This is a genomic window from Arthrobacter sp. H14 (assembly GCF_000520495.1).
Classification (GTDB): Bacteria; Actinomycetota; Actinomycetes; order Actinomycetales; family Micrococcaceae; genus Arthrobacter_C.
Genome location: NZ_KI914679.1, coordinates 4,485 through 23,667, shown reverse-complemented (window position 1 = coordinate 23,667; position 19,183 = coordinate 4,485). Strand labels below are relative to the sequence as shown.

The 19,183-nt window shown below is 62.7% G+C and carries 18 protein-coding genes and 1 pseudogene; 9 read left to right on the top strand and 10 right to left on the bottom strand.

The window, feature by feature from the left end:
* Positions 1–87: 87 nt before the first annotated feature.
* Positions 88–567 (top strand): annotated as a pseudogene (locus tag Y707_RS27225) (GGDEF domain-containing protein); the annotation flags it as partial.
* 25 nt (positions 568–592) lie between these two features.
* Here Y707_RS27225 and Y707_RS0117665 read toward each other — a convergent pair.
* The gene (locus Y707_RS0117665; protein WP_026536056.1) at positions 593–1,564 is read right to left on the bottom strand and encodes an NAD-dependent epimerase/dehydratase family protein; all 972 of its coding nucleotides are present in this window, start codon (positions 1,562–1,564) and stop codon (positions 593–595) included.
* A gap of 178 nt (positions 1,565–1,742) precedes the next feature.
* On the opposite strand from Y707_RS0117665, the gene Y707_RS0117660 reads away from it, so the two are divergent.
* Together Y707_RS0117660 and Y707_RS0117655 are read left to right on the top strand one after the other, a co-directional pair.
* On the top strand, positions 1,743–2,294 hold the full coding sequence (locus tag Y707_RS0117660; protein ID WP_081744978.1) for an iron transporter: 552 nt from the start codon (positions 1,743–1,745) through the stop codon (positions 2,292–2,294).
* A 204-nt stretch (positions 2,295–2,498) separates the two neighbouring features.
* Positions 2,499–3,812: an RNA polymerase sigma factor gene (locus tag Y707_RS0117655; RefSeq protein ID WP_253905239.1), complete on the top strand. Its 1,314-nt coding sequence runs from the start codon at positions 2,499–2,501 to the stop codon at positions 3,810–3,812.
* A 286-nt stretch (positions 3,813–4,098) separates the two neighbouring features.
* Here Y707_RS0117655 and Y707_RS27220 read toward each other — a convergent pair whose 3' ends face one another.
* The gene (locus Y707_RS27220) at positions 4,099–5,850 is read right to left on the bottom strand and encodes an MDR family MFS transporter (protein ID WP_051442158.1); all 1,752 of its coding nucleotides are present in this window, start codon (positions 5,848–5,850) and stop codon (positions 4,099–4,101) included.
* Complete coding sequence (locus Y707_RS29175) at positions 5,847–6,473, bottom strand: TetR/AcrR family transcriptional regulator (RefSeq protein WP_162150247.1); 627 nt, start codon at positions 6,471–6,473, stop codon at positions 5,847–5,849. The genes Y707_RS27220 and Y707_RS29175 overlap by 4 nt, the downstream gene beginning before the upstream one ends.
* Positions 6,474–6,748: 275 nt before the next feature.
* Between Y707_RS29175 and Y707_RS0117640 the strand changes: the two genes are divergently transcribed.
* The 3 genes from Y707_RS0117640 (at position 6,749) to Y707_RS0117630 (ending at position 9,128) form a co-directional block, all read left to right on the top strand.
* Positions 6,749–7,339 carry a hypothetical protein gene (locus Y707_RS0117640; protein ID WP_026536052.1) on the top strand — a complete coding sequence of 197 codons (591 nt, stop codon included), beginning with the start codon at positions 6,749–6,751 and terminating at the stop codon, positions 7,337–7,339.
* 58 nt (positions 7,340–7,397) lie between these two features.
* Positions 7,398–8,135 carry a YcnI family copper-binding membrane protein gene (locus tag Y707_RS0117635; protein ID WP_026536051.1) on the top strand — a complete coding sequence of 246 codons (738 nt, stop codon included), beginning with the start codon at positions 7,398–7,400 and terminating at the stop codon, positions 8,133–8,135.
* A 219-nt stretch (positions 8,136–8,354) separates the two neighbouring features.
* Positions 8,355–9,128 (top strand): hypothetical protein, encoded by a 774-nt coding sequence (locus Y707_RS0117630; protein WP_253905238.1) that lies wholly within the window; start codon positions 8,355–8,357, stop codon positions 9,126–9,128.
* Positions 9,129–9,246: 118 nt separating this feature from the next.
* Here Y707_RS0117630 and Y707_RS0117625 read toward each other — a convergent pair whose 3' ends face one another.
* The 4 genes from Y707_RS0117625 to murA are packed head-to-tail and all read right to left on the bottom strand — an operon-like array spanning position 9,247 to position 13,553.
* On the bottom strand, positions 9,247–10,404 hold the full coding sequence (locus tag Y707_RS0117625) for a D-alanine--D-alanine ligase family protein (RefSeq protein ID WP_026536049.1): 1,158 nt from the start codon (positions 10,402–10,404) through the stop codon (positions 9,247–9,249).
* Entirely contained in the window at positions 10,401–11,429 is a 1,029-nt protein-coding gene (locus Y707_RS0117620) for an NAD(P)H-dependent glycerol-3-phosphate dehydrogenase (RefSeq protein WP_026536048.1), read from the bottom strand. Before Y707_RS0117620 ends, Y707_RS0117625 begins: the two co-directional genes overlap by 4 nt.
* Positions 11,426–12,214 (bottom strand): lysophospholipid acyltransferase family protein, encoded by a 789-nt coding sequence (locus Y707_RS27210; protein ID WP_035782421.1) that lies wholly within the window; start codon positions 12,212–12,214, stop codon positions 11,426–11,428. The genes Y707_RS0117620 and Y707_RS27210 overlap by 4 nt, the downstream gene beginning before the upstream one ends.
* A 16-nt stretch (positions 12,215–12,230) precedes the next feature.
* Entirely contained in the window at positions 12,231–13,553 is a 1,323-nt protein-coding gene (murA, locus tag Y707_RS0117610; protein ID WP_026536047.1) for a UDP-N-acetylglucosamine 1-carboxyvinyltransferase, read from the bottom strand.
* 288 nt (positions 13,554–13,841) lie between these two features.
* On the opposite strand from murA, the gene Y707_RS27205 reads away from it, so the two are divergent.
* The 3 genes from Y707_RS27205 to Y707_RS0117595 all read left to right on the top strand — a co-directional run bounded on the left by Y707_RS27205 (position 13,842) and on the right by Y707_RS0117595 (position 16,431).
* Positions 13,842–14,306, top strand: coding sequence for a hypothetical protein (locus tag Y707_RS27205; protein WP_155853117.1), 465 nt, complete (start codon positions 13,842–13,844; stop codon positions 14,304–14,306).
* Between the two features lie 29 nt (positions 14,307–14,335).
* Positions 14,336–14,644 carry an MmcQ/YjbR family DNA-binding protein gene (locus tag Y707_RS0117600; protein ID WP_026536045.1) on the top strand — a complete coding sequence of 103 codons (309 nt, stop codon included), beginning with the start codon at positions 14,336–14,338 and terminating at the stop codon, positions 14,642–14,644.
* A 95-nt stretch (positions 14,645–14,739) separates the two neighbouring features.
* Entirely contained in the window at positions 14,740–16,431 is a 1,692-nt protein-coding gene (locus Y707_RS0117595; RefSeq protein WP_026536044.1) for a ribonuclease J, read from the top strand.
* 5 nt (positions 16,432–16,436) lie between these two features.
* Here the strand turns inward: Y707_RS0117595 and Y707_RS27200 are convergent, their stop codons facing one another.
* From Y707_RS27200 to Y707_RS30110, 3 genes are all read right to left on the bottom strand, one after another.
* Entirely contained in the window at positions 16,437–18,116 is a 1,680-nt protein-coding gene (locus Y707_RS27200) for a peptide chain release factor 3 (protein ID WP_081744975.1), read from the bottom strand.
* A 114-nt stretch (positions 18,117–18,230) separates the two neighbouring features.
* On the bottom strand, positions 18,231–18,833 hold the full coding sequence (gene leuD / locus Y707_RS0117585; protein WP_026536043.1) for a 3-isopropylmalate dehydratase small subunit: 603 nt from the start codon (positions 18,831–18,833) through the stop codon (positions 18,231–18,233).
* A 2-nt stretch (positions 18,834–18,835) separates the two neighbouring features.
* The coding region (locus Y707_RS30110; protein ID WP_035782415.1) for an aconitase family protein at positions 18,836–19,183 on the bottom strand (348 nt) is incomplete at its 5' end.

Below are 19,183 nucleotides of genomic sequence, written 5' to 3'. Positions count from 1 at the left end.
CCGCAGAGAACCAATTAGCTATCGCATAGCAACTGGGCTGCTAGCGGGGGCCCAACCAAACTCACCAGGGAACTTAGGGCCAGCGCAACTCATGACGGGTTGACAGGGGTCCTCAACCGCAGCGGATTCCTCGATCTCGCCACCGAAGAACTACGGCATATGAGGCGGGTGGGAAGCGTCGGTTCGCTCGTCCTCGTCGACCTTGACCATTTCAAGTCAATCAATGACGAGTATGGGCACAGTGCCGGCGACTCTGCCATTCGTGCATTCGCCGCTGCATGTACCGGCTCAGTCCGGTCCACCGATTACGTCGGGCGCTATGGCGGCGATGAATTCATCATCCTGCTCCCCGGTGCCACTCCTCCCGGGGCAGAAAACGTCGCGTCACAAATCAGCCGGCGACTCGCAGACATGAAGGTACCCGGGGATATTCGCCTGCCCACCGCCAGCTACGGTATAGCTTCGATCGATCCCATTAGTGCGGACCTGGACACCCTGATTGCGTCCGCGGACGCCGCCCTGTATCGCGCGAAGTCCCTCGGCCGCAATAGGGTATGCCGAGCCTAGCTGCCCCATAAGCGTCAACGATTACTTACTTTCCAGAGGGAATTAGCCCCTTGGCCGGCTTCTTGGTCCGGTACCACTGGAGGGTCTCCCGGATGCCTGTCTCATAGTTGGTCACTTTCCCCGGACCAACTGCATTGCGGTACTTTGTGGAGTCGATGGCGTGTGGCTGCCGGAACTGATAAAGCATCTCCGCCCCCTCACGTGCCACCGGCGAAAGCACTCCCATAGCGCGCACAAGCCGCGGACTTACGCTGCGCACCCGGAAGGGTCTCCCAACCGCGGTGGAAATCATGTCAATGAAATCGGCTGCGGTTGTTGGTTGAGGCGTGGGGATATGCCATGCCTTGCCGAGAGCATCCTCTCTTTCACCGAGCTCGACCAGACCGTAGGCGAAGTCCGCGATGAATATAGGCGTCAACGGCATATCCAGCACCCCGGTCCACAATCCCGGTTTGTTCCTAACAGCGGCGCCGAAGAGATTGCGGCCCAACAAGGACTCGACGGCTGGGCCGTACAGCTCCGGCGCCCTGCCAATGACTGTCGCCACCTGGCCCCGGGAATGAGAGGCCAGCACCCGCTCCGCAAGCCACGCCCTGAGCACTCCTTTGTTGCTGACAGGGCGGGATGGAAGATCTTCCGTCATCGGCCCGTCAACGCGTCCATACATCCAGGTGTCGTCGACAAAAACCATCCTCGCCCCCGCTGACTCCGCACCCGCCAGGATCCCATCAACAACCGCGGGGAAGTCCGCACGCCAGCGCGTGAGAGGCGGATTCACTGCGTTGTACACAACACCCGCGCCCTGGCACGCTCGGCGCATACTTGCCGCATCGGTCGCGTCCGCAGAAACAAATTCCACGCCCTCCAGCGGATCCAGCTGCGTTGACCGGTTAACCGCCCGCACGCGCCGGCCCCGTGCACGCAATTCACGCACTAATGCCCTGCCGGTCCCGCCACTGGCACCGACCACGACATGAACCCTATCCTCAATGCCCATAGCCAAACCCTATCTTTCCACTCGCGGTCGCCAACTGGCCAAGCAAATATAGTAAGGCTACTGTTGAAAGTGATCCATTACCCATAGCTGGCCCAGTCTCCACCATCTCCGCACGATGAGCGTTGCATCAGGGAAGGAGCGATCCAGCGGGAAAGTTGACGCTTGAAGGAGGAACACCATGACTGAACGCCCACCAATGGACCCCAACACCAGCGAGGCCACCAAGAAGCAGTTGGAACTCGCAAAGGAACAAGGCGACGCATACGGCCGTGCACTGAAGCACATGACCGGGACCGTGGCGAACGACGGCGGCCAGCAGGAGGCCGGCGAGTACCTGATCGGCTACGCGGTCGAAGAAGCCGAAGGTATGTATGAGTGGCTCGACGCCGGCAATCTGCACTGGCACGAGCCGGAAGAAGAGAACTGCCACGTGGAGGTAGTGGTTTGTGACGCCGCCGACGGCCGGTTCGTTCCGGTCGCGAAGGTCTTCGCCACGCTCATCGATCCGGACGGCAACGATCTCGGAACCCACGAGCAGCCTCTGATGTGGCATCCCATGATGTACCACTACGGCCGCAACTGGACCGTGCCCTCGGATGGGACCTACACGCTTCGGATCCGGGTCGAGCCCCCGACGATCCACCGCCACGACGAGGTTAACGGCAAGCGGTTCACCGAGCCGGTCGAGGTCGAATTCACCAACGTAAAGGTCAAGCGGGGCAAGGGCTGAGGGGTCCGCGGAAGGGTGTCAAATCCCACGTTCGTATAACGGAAGTGCCATAATGCCCGATTTATGGAACATTTAAGGGTCACCGTCAGTTCCACTATAAATGGGGTATTTGCCCAGCACATTCACAGCATCGTCCAGAGGACGGGCCAGGACAGGGATTTCCTCCCCGGCCGGACCATTGGACATGTCCAAGGAAGGTCCCTCTTGCCACTAGCCAAGACCAAGAATCAACGCCTGGCTGAGCCCGACAGCCAACCCATAGACGGGCCTAATACAGAGACTACTGCACCGGCGTCGTCGAAGACGTCCAAATCCAAGAAGGATTCCGACGGCAGCACGAAGGCCGCGCGCAAAACCGCCGGCGGCACTAAGGCTGCGCCGAAAACCAAGGGCACAGCCAAAGTTGCGCCGAAAACCGGTGGCGCCACCGCCGTCGTACCCGAAACGGACGCTGACGCCAAAGCTGACGCCGACGGCGCGCCTGCCGACGCCACACCCGCGGAAGACGCCAAGGCTGAGGAGAAGGAGGAGGCCCGACAGGGCGGCGGCTTCGTCTATTCAGACGCGGACGACGACGACACTCCCGTTCAGCAGGTGCTTTCCGCAGGTGCCTCGGCGGATCCGGTCAAGGATTACCTGAAGCAGATCGGCAAGGTCGGCCTGCTCAATGCCGCCGAAGAGGTCGATCTGGCCCAGCGGATCGAGGCCGGTCTGTTTGCCGCGCATAAGTTGTCCACTGAAGAGGACATGGACGCCAAGCTCAAGCGCGAGCTGAAGTTCATTGTGCACGACGGTGAGATCGCGAAGAACCACCTGCTTGAGGCAAACCTGCGCCTGGTCGTGTCTTTGGCCAAGCGGTTCACCGGCCGCGGCATGCCGTTCCTTGACCTGATCCAGGAAGGCAACCTGGGGCTTATCCGTGCCGTCGAGAAGTTCGACTACGCCAAGGGCTTCAAGTTCTCCACCTACGCCACCTGGTGGATCCGCCAGGCGATCAGCCGCGCCATGGCCGACCAGGCGCGCACCATCCGCATCCCGGTGCACATGGTCGAGGCGATCAACAAGCTGGCCCGCGTGCAGCGCCAGATGCTGCAGGACCTGGGCCGTGAGCCCGAGCCAGAAGAGCTGGCCCACGAGCTCGATCTGACCCCGGAAAAGGTCGTCCAGATCCAGAAGTACGGCCGCGAACCGATCTCGCTGAACACTCCCCTGGGCGAAGACGGCGACTCCAGCTTCGGTGACCTGATTGAGGATTCCGACGCCGTGGTGCCGGCAGATGCGGCCAACTTCACCTTGTTGCGCGAACAGCTCCATGCGGTGCTCGACACCCTTGATGAACGCGAAGCAGGTGTGCTGTCCATGCGCTACGGTCTCACTAACGGCAAGGCCGCGACCCTGGATGACATTGGCCAGACGTACGGTGTCACCCGCGAGCGGATTCGCCAGATCGAGACCAAGACCATGGCCAAGCTGCGCCACCCTTCCCGGTCACAGGTGCTGCAGGACTACCTCGACTAACAAGCGGATACCTGAAGGGGGGATCAAGCGCGGGCTACGTTTACCCGGGCTATCCCTACTACGGGGTCTAAGCCTCTACGGCAACGATCCGTCTCTGTTCTCGGTTTCTGCCCCTGGTTCCCCGCTCGGCGCGGTGGGCCTTCGCCGAATATATGTATACCGGAAGTGATTGCGTTGCAATCATTCACTGTAATGCTTGCAACGCAATCACTTCCCAAAACGAGAACCGGTCCCCCGCTGACCGGTTAGCCGGTCAACTTACCGGCGCTGCCCACGAACCAACCGGTCAACTTACCGGCGCATCGACCCGCTCCGGCCGGACGTCCGGTGACGTCCCATCATCGGAAGGTGACCGGGCCGCGTCGTGGCCGGCGTCGTCGTCGTCGGCATTGGCACTGACGTCCACGACGGCGGCATCAGTTGCGATGGCTTGCGCGGCACCGACTTCCACGGCGCCATCCCGGGGGCTATCCGCCGGTGACTTTGCTGGAGCGTCACGCTCGATCGTCGTCGCAAGCGGTACCTCCTTGACCAGGCAAAGCAGCGCCACCGCGATAATCGCGAGCGGAACCATGTAGAAAAACAGTGGCGCCAGCGCATCGTTATAGGACTCGATGATGGGCACACGCAGGGCGTCGGGCAGCCTGTCGACGGCACCCGGAGTCAGGCTCTCCGGCCCGCCAGTCGCGCCCGATGCGCCAGCCGGCATCCGCTCAACCAGTAGCGAAGTCAGCCGCGATGTAAAGAGGCTTCCGACCACGGCCGCGCCGAGCGAGGCACCGATCTGCCGGAAATAGGTGTTCGACGCCGTCGCGGTTCCCACCTGCGAGTTGGGGAACGTGTTCTGCACGATCAGCACCAGGACCTGCATGCTCAGTCCGAGCCCGAACCCCATTACGCCCAGGAACACGCACAGCACCCATAGATCGGTCTGCACCCGCAACGTCGACAGCAGCACCAACGCCACCGCGAGGACGCCCGCGCCCGTGATCGGCATCCATTTGTACCGGCCGGTCCTACTGATGACGAACCCGGAAGCCGTCGAGGTAATGAGCAGCATCAGCATCATCGGGATCATCACGAATCCGGCCTGGGTAGCTGATATCCCAGTGACCATCTGGATGTAGGTGGGCATGTAGCCAAGGACGCCGAACATCGCGACGCCGATAAGCAGACCGGCGCCAGTGGTGAGGATGAAGTTTCGTTCCTTGAACAGGTGCATCGAAATGATCGGCTCGGCTGCCCGGCGTTCCACCAGGACAAACAGGACGGCGGCAATCGCCGTGAGGGCCAGCAGGCCCAGAATAACGGGCGATCCCCACGCGTATTCGCTGCCGCCCCAGGACGCGGCGAGGACGAGCGCCGTCGTCGCAATCGCCAACAGAGCCATACCGCCAAAGTCGACGCGCGGACGGGAGTTGCTGCCCTTGGGCAGGTGCAGGAAGAAGATCGCGGCCAGCAGCGCCAACACGCCGAGCGGAAGGTTGATCCAGAACGTCCAGCGCCAGCCGATGCTTTCCGTGAACCAGCCGCCCAGCAGCGGTCCGGCCACCGAAGAGACGGCGAAAACGCCACCCATGATGCCCATGTACTTTCCGCGTTCACGGGCGGGAACGACGTCGGCGATGATGGCCTGCGACAGGATGATCAGTCCGCCGCCGCCGAGGCCTTGAATAACCCGGCCAACAATCAGCCACGACATATTTCCGGCCAAACCGCCCACGATGGAGCCGGCCATGAACAGCACGATGGCGATGATCAACAGGCTCTTGCGGCCGATGAGATCGCCCATTTTGCCGTAGACCGGCATCATGATCGTGGACGCCAGGATGAAGGCGGTCATCACCCACAGCATCTGATCGACGCCGTTGAGCTCGCCGACCATGGTGGGAAGCGCGGTGCTCAGGACTGTCTGGCTCAGTGAGGCGAGCAGCATCGACAGCATGAGGCCGATGAAGAGCAGGACCAGACCCGACTTTTCATGCGCGGTCTTCGCTGGCGTTTCCGTGGTTTGATCCAGTGCGGGGGTTCTGGTCATAGTGCTTTCCTCAACGTTCTTTGAAAGAGTGTGGCGGCGCGGTCCAGAGCATCGAACTGCGCGACCGTTTCCGACGGCGTTCCTTGCTTCATCGCGAACCGCAGCGCTGCGCTGGCGGTCAAGACCATGACGAGCGCAATCTCGCGGGGAGGCACATCCTCCATGCCGGCGCGCCACTCGGCCGATTCCTCCAGCCGCTCTTCAACCAAAGCGGTGACCAGGGTTTCGACCTTGCTGATGTAGGAGATCCGGCGCTGCACGAGTTCTGGATATTGCTCCAGGACTTCGAACCGCCGGCTGGTGGCGCGGTCCCCGCCAAAGGTGGACTGGGCGACCGTGAGCAGGAGCGTCGAGACGCTGTCCAGAAGGCTCTCGGTAATGGCGAATTCGCTCCGGATGTGGTCTGCGATGCTTGGTTCCTGCAGACCGAGAATCGCGTCTTCCTTCGTGCTGAAGTAATTGAAGAATGTGCGCGCGGAGATGTTGGCCTGTTCGGCGATCGCCTCGATTGTCACGGCCTGCAGCCCCTTGTCGAGGGCCATTCCGGCCGCCGCGTTATGGATTGCGGTCCAGGTCTCGACACGTTTACGCTCGCGCAGCGGCATTGAAAGTAGTTCAGTCACGCAACTATTCTCGCAGATTATTGCACGACTGCAAAGTTGCAGGAACGCAATGTGCGGAACGCCACGGGTGGACGCAGTCCGCGGGTTCACCGGCTTCGAATACTGGATGTGGTCTTGTGCCGGTGCCAGAATTTCCCAACGTCCGGCGAGGAGCATAACCGTCAGAAGAGTATGTAGGCTGGGAACTAATTTCTACCCCACGTAGAAGTTTAGTCCGATACGAGATATTGAGTTCAGTACCAGCAAAAGTCCAGTGTGGACACGGAGGAGGGCGGATGGGTTCGACAGTTGCACCTTTCCGCCGGACGCGTACCGCCGTGATCGCCGCGGCCACCCTCTTCCTTGCAGCCGCCGCCCACGTTTTCGGGGGTGGCAGTTTGCCCCGGCCGGATGTCCTCCTGATCCTCGCGGGATTAGTCACCCTTCCGGTGGCCGCTTTGACGGCGCGCAAGGTGTCCACCCCGACCATGATGGCGACTCTGGGCATAGGCCAAGTGCTCCTGCATGAGGCATTCGTTCAGCTGAGTCCGGCACATTCAATGGGAATGGCCATGCATGATCACGGCATGGCGACCGGAAGCCCGCCCGCCATGTTCGAATCCGCCATGCTGAGTTCCCTCGTCATGCTTGGTGCACACTGTCTCGCCACGGTGGGCACCGCCGTCGTGCTGGCAAAGAATGAGGCGGCACTGTTTGCCCTGATGGCCTGGCTGCGCCCCCTCCTCCGGCTGCCGGAAGTACACGTCCCGCCTGCTGCACCTTCCGTGCCGCCGTCGCCCGCTGGCCGGATCGTGCCGGTCCTGTGGCGCCAGCTGAAAATCCATCCGCTTCGTGGTCCGCCGCTTGTGCGTATTATCCAGCTCTAACCAGCGCGATCGCGCACCGGATTTTTGTGCCTGAAGGCACCACGAAAGGTATTTAGCCATGCAAAAAACCACCACATCCCGCACCAGGAGAGCCGCAGCCGTTATCGCGGCCACCGCATCAATGATGGCCTTCGGCCTGGGCGCTGCTTCGGCCCACGTCGGCGTCACGCCAGAGTCAACGATGGAGGGCGGCTATACCGAGCTGACCTTCAGCGTCCCGAATGAGTCAGAGACTGCCGGCACCAACAAAATCAAGGTAGAGCTGCCCACCGATACCCCGTTCACTTCAGTCCGGGCCAAACCGGTTCCAGGCTGGACGGCCAAGGTCGTCACGAGCGAGTTGCCTAAGCCGGTCGAGGTCCAGGGAACAACGGTGACAGAGGCGCCCACCGCCGTCGTCTGGACTGCTGAGGACGGCAATGCGCTCCAGCAGGAGCAGTACCAGACGTTCTCCATCTCGGTCGGAACGCTGCCTGAGGCAGGTACGACAGTGATGCTCCCAACCGCGCAGCACTACACCGACGGAGAGGTCCGGAATTGGTCGGAGCCGGCCGTCGAAGGTGGGGAAGAGCCGGAGAGTCCTGCCCCGTCATTCGTCACCACCGCAGCGGAGGGCTCCGGCGGGCACCACGCGCCCGAGCCGGCGTCCGCGACGGAGAATTCGGAAGCGGCCTCCACCTCATCTGCGGATACCACGGGACAGACATTGGGATGGGTTGCGCTCGGTATAGGTGTACTGGGCTTGATCGCCGGTCTCGCGGCACTGGTACGGACCCGAGGCACCAGTAAGGGCTGACTTTCCTACCTGAGGTTTTGGTAACGGCACGATAACAATCAGTGTGCTTGCTATATCGCTGAAGCTTATTCCGTGGCAGGCTCGGAAATTAGGTGTTCACACCAGCACCGTGACAGGCGGTCCCCAATCGCATGTCGGCGCTGGTGACCACCTTGATTTACCTGCATGTGGGCTCAAGATTTGGGTTCCGCATGAAAATCCCCTCATGAGGAGACAGCTATGATGATGAAGAAAACAATGCTTTTGGCTCCAGCTGTTGCGCTGGGCCTGACCGCCATGGCCGGTGCACCGGCGATGGCCGATCACGCCGAGGGCTCATACTCGACGGTGTTGAACCAGGTCAATAACAGTGGCGCCACCGGCGAAGCCTGGGTGAGCATTGAAGGCTCCGAGGCAACTGTCACCGTTGAGACCTCCGGCCTGGCCCAGACGTTCAACGACGCTGCCTACCCGCACGTTCAGCACATCCACATCGGTGCCCAGGGCACCTGCCCGACCATGGCCGCTGACACCAACGGCGACGGAATCGTTGACACCCCTGAGGGTCAGCCTTCCTACGGCTCGATCGGAACCACCCTGTCAATGTCGGGCCCCACCGGCCCTGAAGCAGGCACCGACGTCAGCGTCGCGCCTTCGGGCAGCAGCTACACCTACGAGCGCACGTTCGAACTGAACGATGCGACTCAGGATGCTCTGGCCAGCGGCACCGGCGTGATCGTGGTCCATGGCCTGGATCCGGCGAACCAGCCGGCCGCTGCCACGGAGAAAATGAGTTCGCTGGCTCCCGACCTGCCGCTGGCAGCAACGGCTCCGGCACTGTGTGGACCGCTGCAGATGATGCCTGCCGGCGGTGCTGACACCGGCGTCACGGCTGCTGCCACCAACGGCGGCAATGGCGGCAACGAGATGGGCATGATCGCCCTCGGCGGAGGCCTATTGGCCGCAGCCGGCGCTGCTTACGCCGTTCGCCGCCACTCAGTCGCCGGCGAGTAAGGCAACAGCCACTGGGACCCAGGACCTGACCTGATCCTTGGTGAAGAGAACCGTCGTTTCCGTCTCCGGGCGGGAGCGGCGGTTCTTCTTTAGCCGGTGTCAGCTTCTTTGGCCCGCGTTAGCGCAGGCCGGTCTTCCGGTTGAGGGCAAGGTAGATGAGTTCGTCGATCAGATCGGTGTAACCGATGCCTGACTTGGCCCACATTTGCGGATACATCGAGGTAGGCGTGAAGCCGGGCATCGTGTTGATCTCGTTGACGACCACTTCCCCATCCGGGGTATAGAAGAAGTCAACCCGGGACAGCCCCTCGGCCTCCACTGCGTCAAACGCCTGCACGGCCTGGGTTTGGATCCGCTCGGTAACCTCGTCAGGCAGGTCGGCGGGGCAGGTCAGCGCCGCAGCCGTGTCGTCGACGTACTTGGCTTCGAAGTCGTAGAACTCGTGGGCTCCGGCGTGGTCGACGACGATCTCCCCAGGCATGCTTGCCCGGGCATCGAAACTGTTCCGCCCGCCAAGCACGGCGCATTCAATTTCCCGGCCCTCGACGGCCGCCTCCACCAGCACCTTCGGGTCGTGTTCACGCGCCGACTCAATCGCCGCGAGCAAACCGTCCCGCGACCCGACCTTGCTGATACCCACCGACGAACCGGCACGGGCGGGCTTGACGAATACCGGAAACCCGAGCCCAGCGGTACGGCTCATGGCCTCTTCGGCGTCGCGGTTCCACTGCTTGTCCGTGATTACGACATACGGGCCGACGTTCAAGCCGACCGACTCGAAGATGACCTTCATGAAGTGCTTGTCCATCGACACCGCCGAAGCCAGCACGCCGGCCCCGACATAGCGCAGGTCCACCAGCTCGAATAGCCCCTGAATGGTGCCGTCCTCGCCAAACGGTCCGTGCAGCAGCGGCAGCACGACGTCGATCTCGCCGAGTTGGCGCGGCATCTGCTCCGGCGCGACGGCGACCAGTTGGCGGTCGTCCAGGCTCTGTCCCACGGTCAGCGACTCCACCGACGCCGTCACCTCAGGCAGCGTGTCCGACGACAGCGACCACTGCGCCGGATCGTCGGCGACCAGCGACCATTGGCCGTTCTTGGCAATTCCGACGGGAACGACGTCGTACTTGTCCCTGTCAATGAACTGGAGTACGCCGGCCGCGGTCACGCAACTGACGGCATGCTCGGAGGACCGGCCGCCAAACAGCACGGCAACCCGTGGCTTCCGGCCGTTTGAGCCGGCAGGCGTTGAGCCGGCAGGCGTTACCGCACTCACCGCACGCCCTCGTGTTTCAGCTCCCGGGCCAGCAGCAGCGGACCGAGCTGGTCGACGGAAATCTCGCGCCGCAGCACCGCACACAACGCTTCGGTAATAGGCATGTCGATCCCCCGCTGCTGAGCGGCGTCGAGGACCGGTTGGGCGGATTTGATGCCCTCGGCCGTCTGCGTCATTTCCGCGGCGACCTCCTCCAGCGTCAATCCTTTGCCGAGCAGCCGGCCGGCAGTGTGGTTGCGCGACAGCGGCGATGAACACGTCGCGACCAGGTCGCCGAGGCCGGCCAGACCGGACATGGTTTCCGCATGGCCACCGAGGGCGATCGCGAGCCGCGTGGTTTCAGCCAGGCCGCGGGTGATGACCGAGGCCTTGGTGTTGTCGCCCATCTGCTTGCCTTCGCAGACGCCGACGGCCAGGGCGATGATGTTCTTGACGATTCCGCCGATTTCCACGCCAACGACGTCGGTGTTCGTGTAGGGGCGGAAGTACGCAGTGGTGCACAACTCCGCGGCCCAGATCGCGACGTCGTGGTCGGTGCAGGCCACCACGGAAGCGGTCGGTTCCTCACGGGCAATCTCTTTGGCCAAATTCGGTCCGGAGACGACGACGACGCGCTCGTCCGCCAGGCCCAGCTCCGCCTTGATCACTTCGCTCATGCGGGCATCCGTGCCGACCTCGAGCCCCTTCATCAGGGAGACGACGACGGCCGAACTGCTCAGGTACGGGGCCAAGCCCGGAAGCTGGCCGCGCAGCGACTGTGCCGGAACGGCCAGGACAACCAGCTCGGCACCGGTCAGGACCCAGCCGATGTCGGTCGAGGCAGTGATGTTCTCCGGCAGGTCAATACCCGGAAGGTACTGCGCGTTCTGGTGTCCGGTATTGATTTCCGAGACCACTTCTTCACGCCTGCCCCAGAGCCGGATCTGGCGGTCAAACGGTGCGCCGCAGTCGGCGACGATCTTGGCGAATGTTGTACCCCAGGAGCCTGCGCCCAGTACGGCAATCGTCTGTGGTGCGGCCTTCATGCAGTGCTCCCTGGATCCTTTGACGTCTTATCGTTCTCTATCTTCTCAGCCGTTCTGGTGATTACCCTGCCATACGGCGTCTGGTTCTTCTTCTTCGGGTCCCAGCGCTCGGCCGGAGCAGGCTCGCCGCGCAGCTCCGACAGCAGGTCTGTAATGGCATCCAGAATGACGTCGGTGACCTCCTGCAGCGTGGCTTTATCCAGCGGCCGGCCCTCATAGGCGGACAGGTCCACCGGCTTGCCCGCCACCAGCCGCACGGTCTTGCGCGGGAACGGGTAGAGCCGCTTGGCGTAACGGGGAAACAACTGCTGCGCGCCCCAGTGCGCGATCGGAACCACCGGCGCCCCGGTCTCCAAGGCGAGCCTGGCGGCACCGGTGCGGCCCTGCATCGGCCAGTAATCCGGATCCCGCGTCAAGGTGCCCTCGGGGTAAATGATGATCCCGCCGCCGTCGTCCAGCACTTCCTTGGCCACCTGCAGCGACTCCTGCGCGCCGACGCTCCCCCGGTACACCGGAATCTGCTTGGAGCCCCGCAATGCCGCCCCGAACACCGGAATCTTGAACAGCGATTCCTTGGCCAGAAAGTGCGGCAGGACCCCTTGGTTGTAAATGAAATGCCCGACGACGACGGGGTCGATTTCGGTGACATGGTTGGGGCAGATGATGAACCCCTGGTCCTTCGGGAGGTTCTCCACCCCCCACCACTTCTTGCCGAGCAGGAGGTTGATCAGCGGTCGCAGAACGTACGCGAGCACCCGGAAGGTGTTGCGGATCGTGGGGGTCATTAAGGACGCGCTCCGCTCAGCTGTCGGTCAGATCAAAGTCCGCGCCCAGAGCGGCAAGCTTCTGCGGAAAACGCTCGTACCCACGATTGATGATGTCGATGCCGGTCACCCGCGAAGTGCCGGTGGCGGCGAGGGCGGCAATCAGGTGGCTGAAGCCGCCGCGCAGGTCCGGAATGTCGATGTCCGTGCCGGACAGCTGCGCCGGACCGGAGATGACAGCCGAATGCAGGAAGTTCCGCTGACCGAAACGGCACTGGCCGGAGCCGAGGCATTCGCGGTGGACCTGGATGTTCGCGCCCATCCGGACGAGCGCATCGGTGAAGCCGAACCGGTTCTCATATACGGTCTCGTGCACGATCGAGACGCCTTCGGCCTGGGTGAGGGCGACGACGAGCGGCTGCTGCCAGTCGGTCATGAAGCCGGGGTGGACGTCCGTTTCGAGCACCAGCGGGGAAAGCTTGCCACCGGGGTGGTAGAACCGGATGCCTTCGTCGTCGATCTCAAACGCGCCGCCGATCTTCTTATACGTGTTCAGGAACGTCATCATGTCGGTCTGCCGGGCGCCGTGGACGTAAATGTCCCCGCGGGTCACCAGTGCGGCCGAGGCCCAGGACGCGGATTCAATCCGGTCCGGCAGCGCCCGGTGCTTGTAGCCGGAAAGCTGGGCAACGCCTTCAATCCTGATGGTGCGGTCGGTCTGCACGGTGATGAGCGCGCCCATCTTCTGCAGCACGGCAATCAGGTCGATAATCTCCGGCTCCATGGCGGCGCCGCGCAGTTCGGTAATTCCCTCCGCGCGGGTGGCGGTCAGGAGCACCTGCTCGGTTGCTCCGACCGACGGGTAGGGCAGCGACAGCTTTGCGCCTTTGAGGCCCTTGGGAGCGGAAATGTGGATTCCGGTCTCAAGCTTTTCGACAACGGCACCGAACCGGCGCAGAACGTCCAGGTGGAAATCAATGGGCCGGTCGCCGATCTTGCAGCCGCCCAGGTCCGGAATGAAGGCTTCGCCAATGCTGTGGATCAGCGGGCCGCAGAACAGGATCGGAATCCGGGAATCGCCTGCGTGGGCATCAATGTCGGCGGTGCTGGCCGTCTTCGCATTGACCGGGTCAAGGGACAGGTCTCCGGTGACTGCGTCTTTCGCCACCTCGACACCGTGCAGCTTCAGCAGGTTCGTGACGACGTCGACATCTTTGATTTCAGGAACATTGCGCAGGACTGAAGGTTCGGATCCGAGCAGCGAGGCCACCATAGCCTTCGGAACCAAGTTCTTGGCTCCGCGGACTTCGACACGGCCCGCGAGCGGCACGCCGCCGCGAACGGTTAAGACACTACTCATGAACACCTGTTTCCTAGATAAGATCCGTCCCAGACTGCTGAGAGACTCCTCCAAGTCTAAGAGGACCTGTAATCATTTCGAAATAACTGGAGCACGTGTCCTGGCGATAACAGACAGGTGAACGTGCGGTATCCGCATTCCTGCGCGGTTTCTGCCACCCCGGAGCGGAAATATGGTAGTCGAAGTCACGCGGACAATCAGTACTCGACAGTAACAAAAAAGTGTGTGTAATCTCTCAACCAGGTGATGCAGGTCGCCTCTTTGCACTACTTTCTGGGGGAGCGCCGCGTGGAACATAAGCTTCGCGTTCTTGTTCGTTTCAATATTGATCTCAACTGTGCTTCTGTCGAAGTCCGCGGGTGCCTGACCTACCACGGTTGCGACGCCCTGCTACCTATTATCCGCCGCGCACGTCACCTCTCCGGGGGCATGCCCGTCGTCGTCAATCTCCGCAAAGCCCGGCACATCGAAGAGGATGCGCTGAGCTATCTGCAGGAGCTGTGTGCCGATGATTTCCGCAAGGTCGTCGCCGACGAGGTCTCCGGAGACCGGTTCAACCGGGATGACCGCGCCCACCGGCCTGACGACACCGTCACCATCGAGATTCCCGGCATGCTGCCCCTCTGCCCCGCGTTGAAGGTGCTGCATAATGCCGACGCCGCCAGGCTGGCCTTTCTGCAGCGGAACCCGTCGGTGCTCGGCGCTATGGGTCTTCGCGGGCTCGAGCCCGCTGCCGCCAGCATGGTTCCGTAAGGCATAAACCCAAGGATCGACGCCGGCAAATGGCAACCGAAGACGACGTCCGCCGCAGCTGTCTGGCCATGTCCGGCGTCACCGAGCGCCCCAGCTGGGGGCAACCCGCCTGGTTCGCACGCACATTGATGGCGCGGATCTGGGACGACGGCGTACTCACGGTGAAGTCCGACGAGCGTGACGCCCTGGCTGCCACAGCGCCTGACATCTACTTCTGGACGCCGCACCACGAACGCTCGCCGCAGCTGGTCCTTATCCGCCTCGACAAGGTCCCCGACGACGAGCTGCTCGAACTGCTCCAGGACTCCTACCGCATCGCCGGTCCGGTCAAGCACTAAGCTCGTCCTGAGACAGAATGGATAGACCACTCCCGGCACGGATGGTTTCCGCGCCAATAAATGCACAGACAATTGCCAGATGAAAGCGAAGACTGTTGAATTCGACCCGACCTGAACTGTCCACACCCCCGAAACTGGCGCAGGGAGCCCTGAGAGTTGTCGCTCTGGGTGGCCTCGGCGAGATCGGGCGCAATATGACGGTTTTCGAGTTCGGCGGGAAGCTGCTGATAGTTGACTGCGGCGTACTCTTTCCTGAAGAACACCATCCGGGCGTGGACCTGATTCTGCCCGACTTCACGGCTATCCGGGACCGGATTAACGACGTCGTCGCCGTTGTCCTGACGCACGGGCACGAAGACCATATCGGCGGGCTCCCCTATCTGCTCCGGGAACGGGCGGACATTCCGCTGGTCGGCTCACGATTGACGCTGGCGTTCATTAAGACGAAGCTCAAGGAACACCGGATCAATCCCAAGACTGTCCAGGTCGGCGAGGGAAACCGGAAAAAGTTCGGCCCCTTCGACCTCGAATTCCTGGCGGTCAACCACTCCATCCCGGACGGCCTGGCAGTGGCGATCAGGACCGGTGCGGGCATGGTCCTGCACACCGGAGACTTCAAAATGGACCAGTTCCCGCTGGATGGCCGCATTACCGACCTTGCAGGTTTTGCCCGTCTAGGAGAGGAAGGCGTCGATCTCTTCCTGTCCGACTCCACCAATGCCGAGGTTCCGGGGTTCACCGTTTCGGAGCAGGATCTCGCGCCGGCCATCGATGAGGTCTTCCGCACCACGCCGAAGCGGATTATTATCTCCAGCTTCGCCAGCCATATTCACCGGATTCAGCAGATCCTCGACTCCGCGCACAGCCACGGCCGCAAAGTCGCCTTCGTGGGCCGCTCGATGGTGCGCAATATGGCCACAGCGCGCGAACTGGGCTACCTCAAAGTTCCCCGCGGACTGGTTATCGATTTCAAGGAGCTGGAAAAACTCCCCGACCACAAGACCGTCTTCGTCTGCACAGGCTCGCAGGGAGAGCCGATGGCGGCGCTGGCACGAATGGCCAACCGGGACCACGTCATCAATATCAATGAAGGCGATACCGTCCTGCTCGCAAGCTCCCTCATTCCCGGCAATGAAAGCGCAATCTACCGGCTGATCAACGATCTCACCGGCATGGGGGCAAAGGTCGTGCACAAGGGAAACGCGAAAGTCCACGTCTCCGGCCACGCCAGCGCCGGTGAGCTCGTGTACTGCTACAACCTGGTGCGGCCGAAGAACGTGCTGCCTGTGCACGGGGAACGGCGGCACCTGCAGGCCAACGCCGACCTCGCCATCAAAACCGGGGTCAATCCAAAGCGGGTGATCATTGCCAAGGACGGAACCACCATTGATTTGAAGGATGGGGTCGCCACCGTATCGGGCCAGATTCCCGCCGGGCACGTTTTTGTCGAGGGGGCCAGCGTCGGCGGTGCAACCGTGGAATCCTTGCAGGACCGCCGCGCACTGGCTGAAGACGGTGCCATCACCGTCCTGGCCATCATCGATCCCGGAACCGGTGAGCTGGTCGAGACGCCGGAATTCTTCGCGCGGGGATTCGTCCACAACCAGGACGATTTCATTCCGGCAATCACTGCCATCGAAAAGGCACTCGCCTCGGCACCAAAACCGGGCCGCCGTGGCGGAGGGACGTGGGACCCGGAGCCGCTCATCGCCGATACTGTGGGACGCTGGGTTCGCCGCGCTTACCGCCGCAGTCCCGTCATCACGGCCATCGTCGTCGACGCCTGATCCGGTCAGGAACCGATAACGCTCAGCGTTACCTTCGGGTACGACTCCGTGAAGTGGGCGATCTTGTACCGGTCGGCGAAGACCGCGACGGCCTCTCCGTCGCCGCGGTATAAGATCTCGCCGCCGCGGAAGGCCTGCGGCGCGGTGTCCACGCCCTCGGTGGCACGCCGGATAAGGGTGTATTCCATCGACTCCAGCTTGACCGGCGCGCGGAATTCCTCGCGCATGCGCTGCTCGGCGACCTCAAACTGCAAAGGCCCGACGGCGGCCAGCACCGGTGCCTGGTCTCCGCGCAGGTCCGATCGGAATACCTGAATGACGCCTTCGTGCTCCAACTGCCCGATCCCCCGCCGGAACTGCTTGTACCGGCCGGGATCGGTGGCCCGGCAGACGACGAAGTGCTCGGGGGCGAAGTGCGGGATCCCGGCAAACTCGACCGGCTTGCCCCGGAAGAGGCTGTCGCCGACCCGGAGGCTTGCGGCGTTGACCAGTCCGACGACGTCGCCAGGCCAAGCGGTCTCCAGCGCCTGGCGGGTCCGGCCCACAACCCGGTGCGCATATTTGGTGGCGAACGGCTTATCGGTACGGGCGTTGTTGATCACCATGCCGCGCTCGAACACCCCGGAGCAGATGCGCATGAAGGCAATATGGTCGCGGTGCGAGGCGTTCTGCCCGGACTGTACCTTGAAAACAAACCCGGAGAAATCGCTGTCAACGTCCCGGACGACGCCCTCGCTCGAGGTCCTTGCCGTGGCCGGCGGCGCGAGCTCAACCAAAACGTCAAGGAGCTGCCGCACACCGTAGTTGCGTGCGGCGGCGGTAAACAGCACGGGCGTCAGCTCGGCTGCCCGGAACGAGTCCCGGTCGAACCCGCCGTGCGAGGACACCACCAGATCTGCCGTCTCCTCCGCGGTTTCCCACAGCTCCGCTTCGGTGGGATCCAGTTCGGAGGCGTTCACAGGCTCTTCGCGTGCCGGCAATGCTCCGCCCTCGACCGCCTCCAGCTTCACGGAACGGCCGTTGCGGATGTCGATCAGGCCTTCGAAGCTGCCCGCTATCCCCGCAGGCCAGGTCAGCGGCACCGGCACCATCGCGGTGCGTTCGCCGATCTCGTCAATCAGCCCCAGCGCATCATGCCCCGGCCGGTCCCACTTATTAATCACGGTCACGATCGGCAGGCCGCGCTGCTTGCAGACGTCGAGCAGCTTGAGCGTTTGCGGTTCAAAGCCCTTGGCTGCATCGATGAGCATCACGGCGCAGTCGACGGCGGCAAGGACCCGGTAGGTGTCCTCGGAAAAATCGGCGTGGCCGGGAGTATCGACGAGGTTCAGCACGGTGTCGCGGTGTTCAAACTGCAACGCCGCCGAGCTAATGGAGATGCCGCGTTCCTGCTCCATGCCCATCCAGTCGGACACCGTGCTGTGACGGCTCGACTTTCCATGCGTTACGCCGGCATCCTGGATCACCCGCGCGTGCAGGGCCAGAGCTTCGGTCAGCGTGGATTTACCTGCATCGGGATGCGAAATGACAGCAAACGTACGACGGCGGTCCGCCTCACCACGGACTTCCGCAGCGCCAGGGGAATCCGAGGCCGCCGAAGCGGCAGCACCTGTGGTTCCCGCGGCGGCCGTAGTGCCCGGGCCACTCTCAGCGCCGGGTGTTTCCGACGTCGTACTCGCGCTCATAGGCGTACTGATCCTTCCGAAGATTGTCGGCGCTCTCTGCGGATGGAACCTGAAACCATCTAAACTGCCGACTATCAACCCTAACGCACGAGCAGATTTACCGGCCTAAGGGGTCTACTGCACGCGGGCGGGAAGCGTCTTCGGCTTGAACGAGGGCCGCGTGTTCTCGAAATCCGTGATCGCCTGCTCATCGCGCAGGGTCAGGCTGATGTCGTCCAGCCCTTCCATCAGGCGCCAGCGGGTGTATTCGTCGATCTCGAACGGCGCGACCAGGCTGCCACAGGTAACCATCCGCGACTCCAGGTCGACGGTGATTTCCGTGCCCGGCGCCTCCTGCAGGATCTTCCAGATCAGTTCGATGTCGTCCTGCTGCAGCTGCGCGGTGACGAGCCCTTGCTTGCCGGAGTTGCCGCGGAAGATATCGCCAAACCGCGATGCCAGCACGGCCTTGAAGCCGAAGTCCTTCAGCGCCCACACCGCGTGCTCGCGCGATGAACCGGTACCGAAGTCCGGCCCTGCCACCAGCACGGAGCCCTTGTTGAACGGCTCCTTGTTCAGGATGAATTCCGGGTCCTTCCGCCAGCTGGCGAAAAGCGCGTCCTCAAACCCAGTCCGGGTGATCCGCTTGAGGTACACGGCCGGAATGATCTGGTCCGTGTCCACATTGGACTGGCGCAGCGGAACGCCGATGCCGGTGTGGGTATTGATTTTCTCGATCATTACTGGCTCACTTTCTGCATTAAGTCCGACGGCGAACTCAGGGTGCCGCGCACCGCCGTCGCCGCGGCGACCACCGGAGAAACCAGGTGGGTGCGTCCGCCCTTGCCCTGGCGGCCTTCAAAGTTACGGTTCGACGTCGATGCGCACCGTTCTCCCGGCTGCAGTTGGTCCGGGTTCATGCCCAGGCACATCGAACAGCCGGCGAAACGCCATTCCGCACCGAAGTCCTTGAACACCTGGTCCAGTCCTTCGGCCTCGGCGTCCAGCCGGACCCGGGCGGACCCGGGCACGACCATCATGCGGACGTTCGGATCCTTGGTGCGGCCGCGGATGACGTCGGCGGCCAG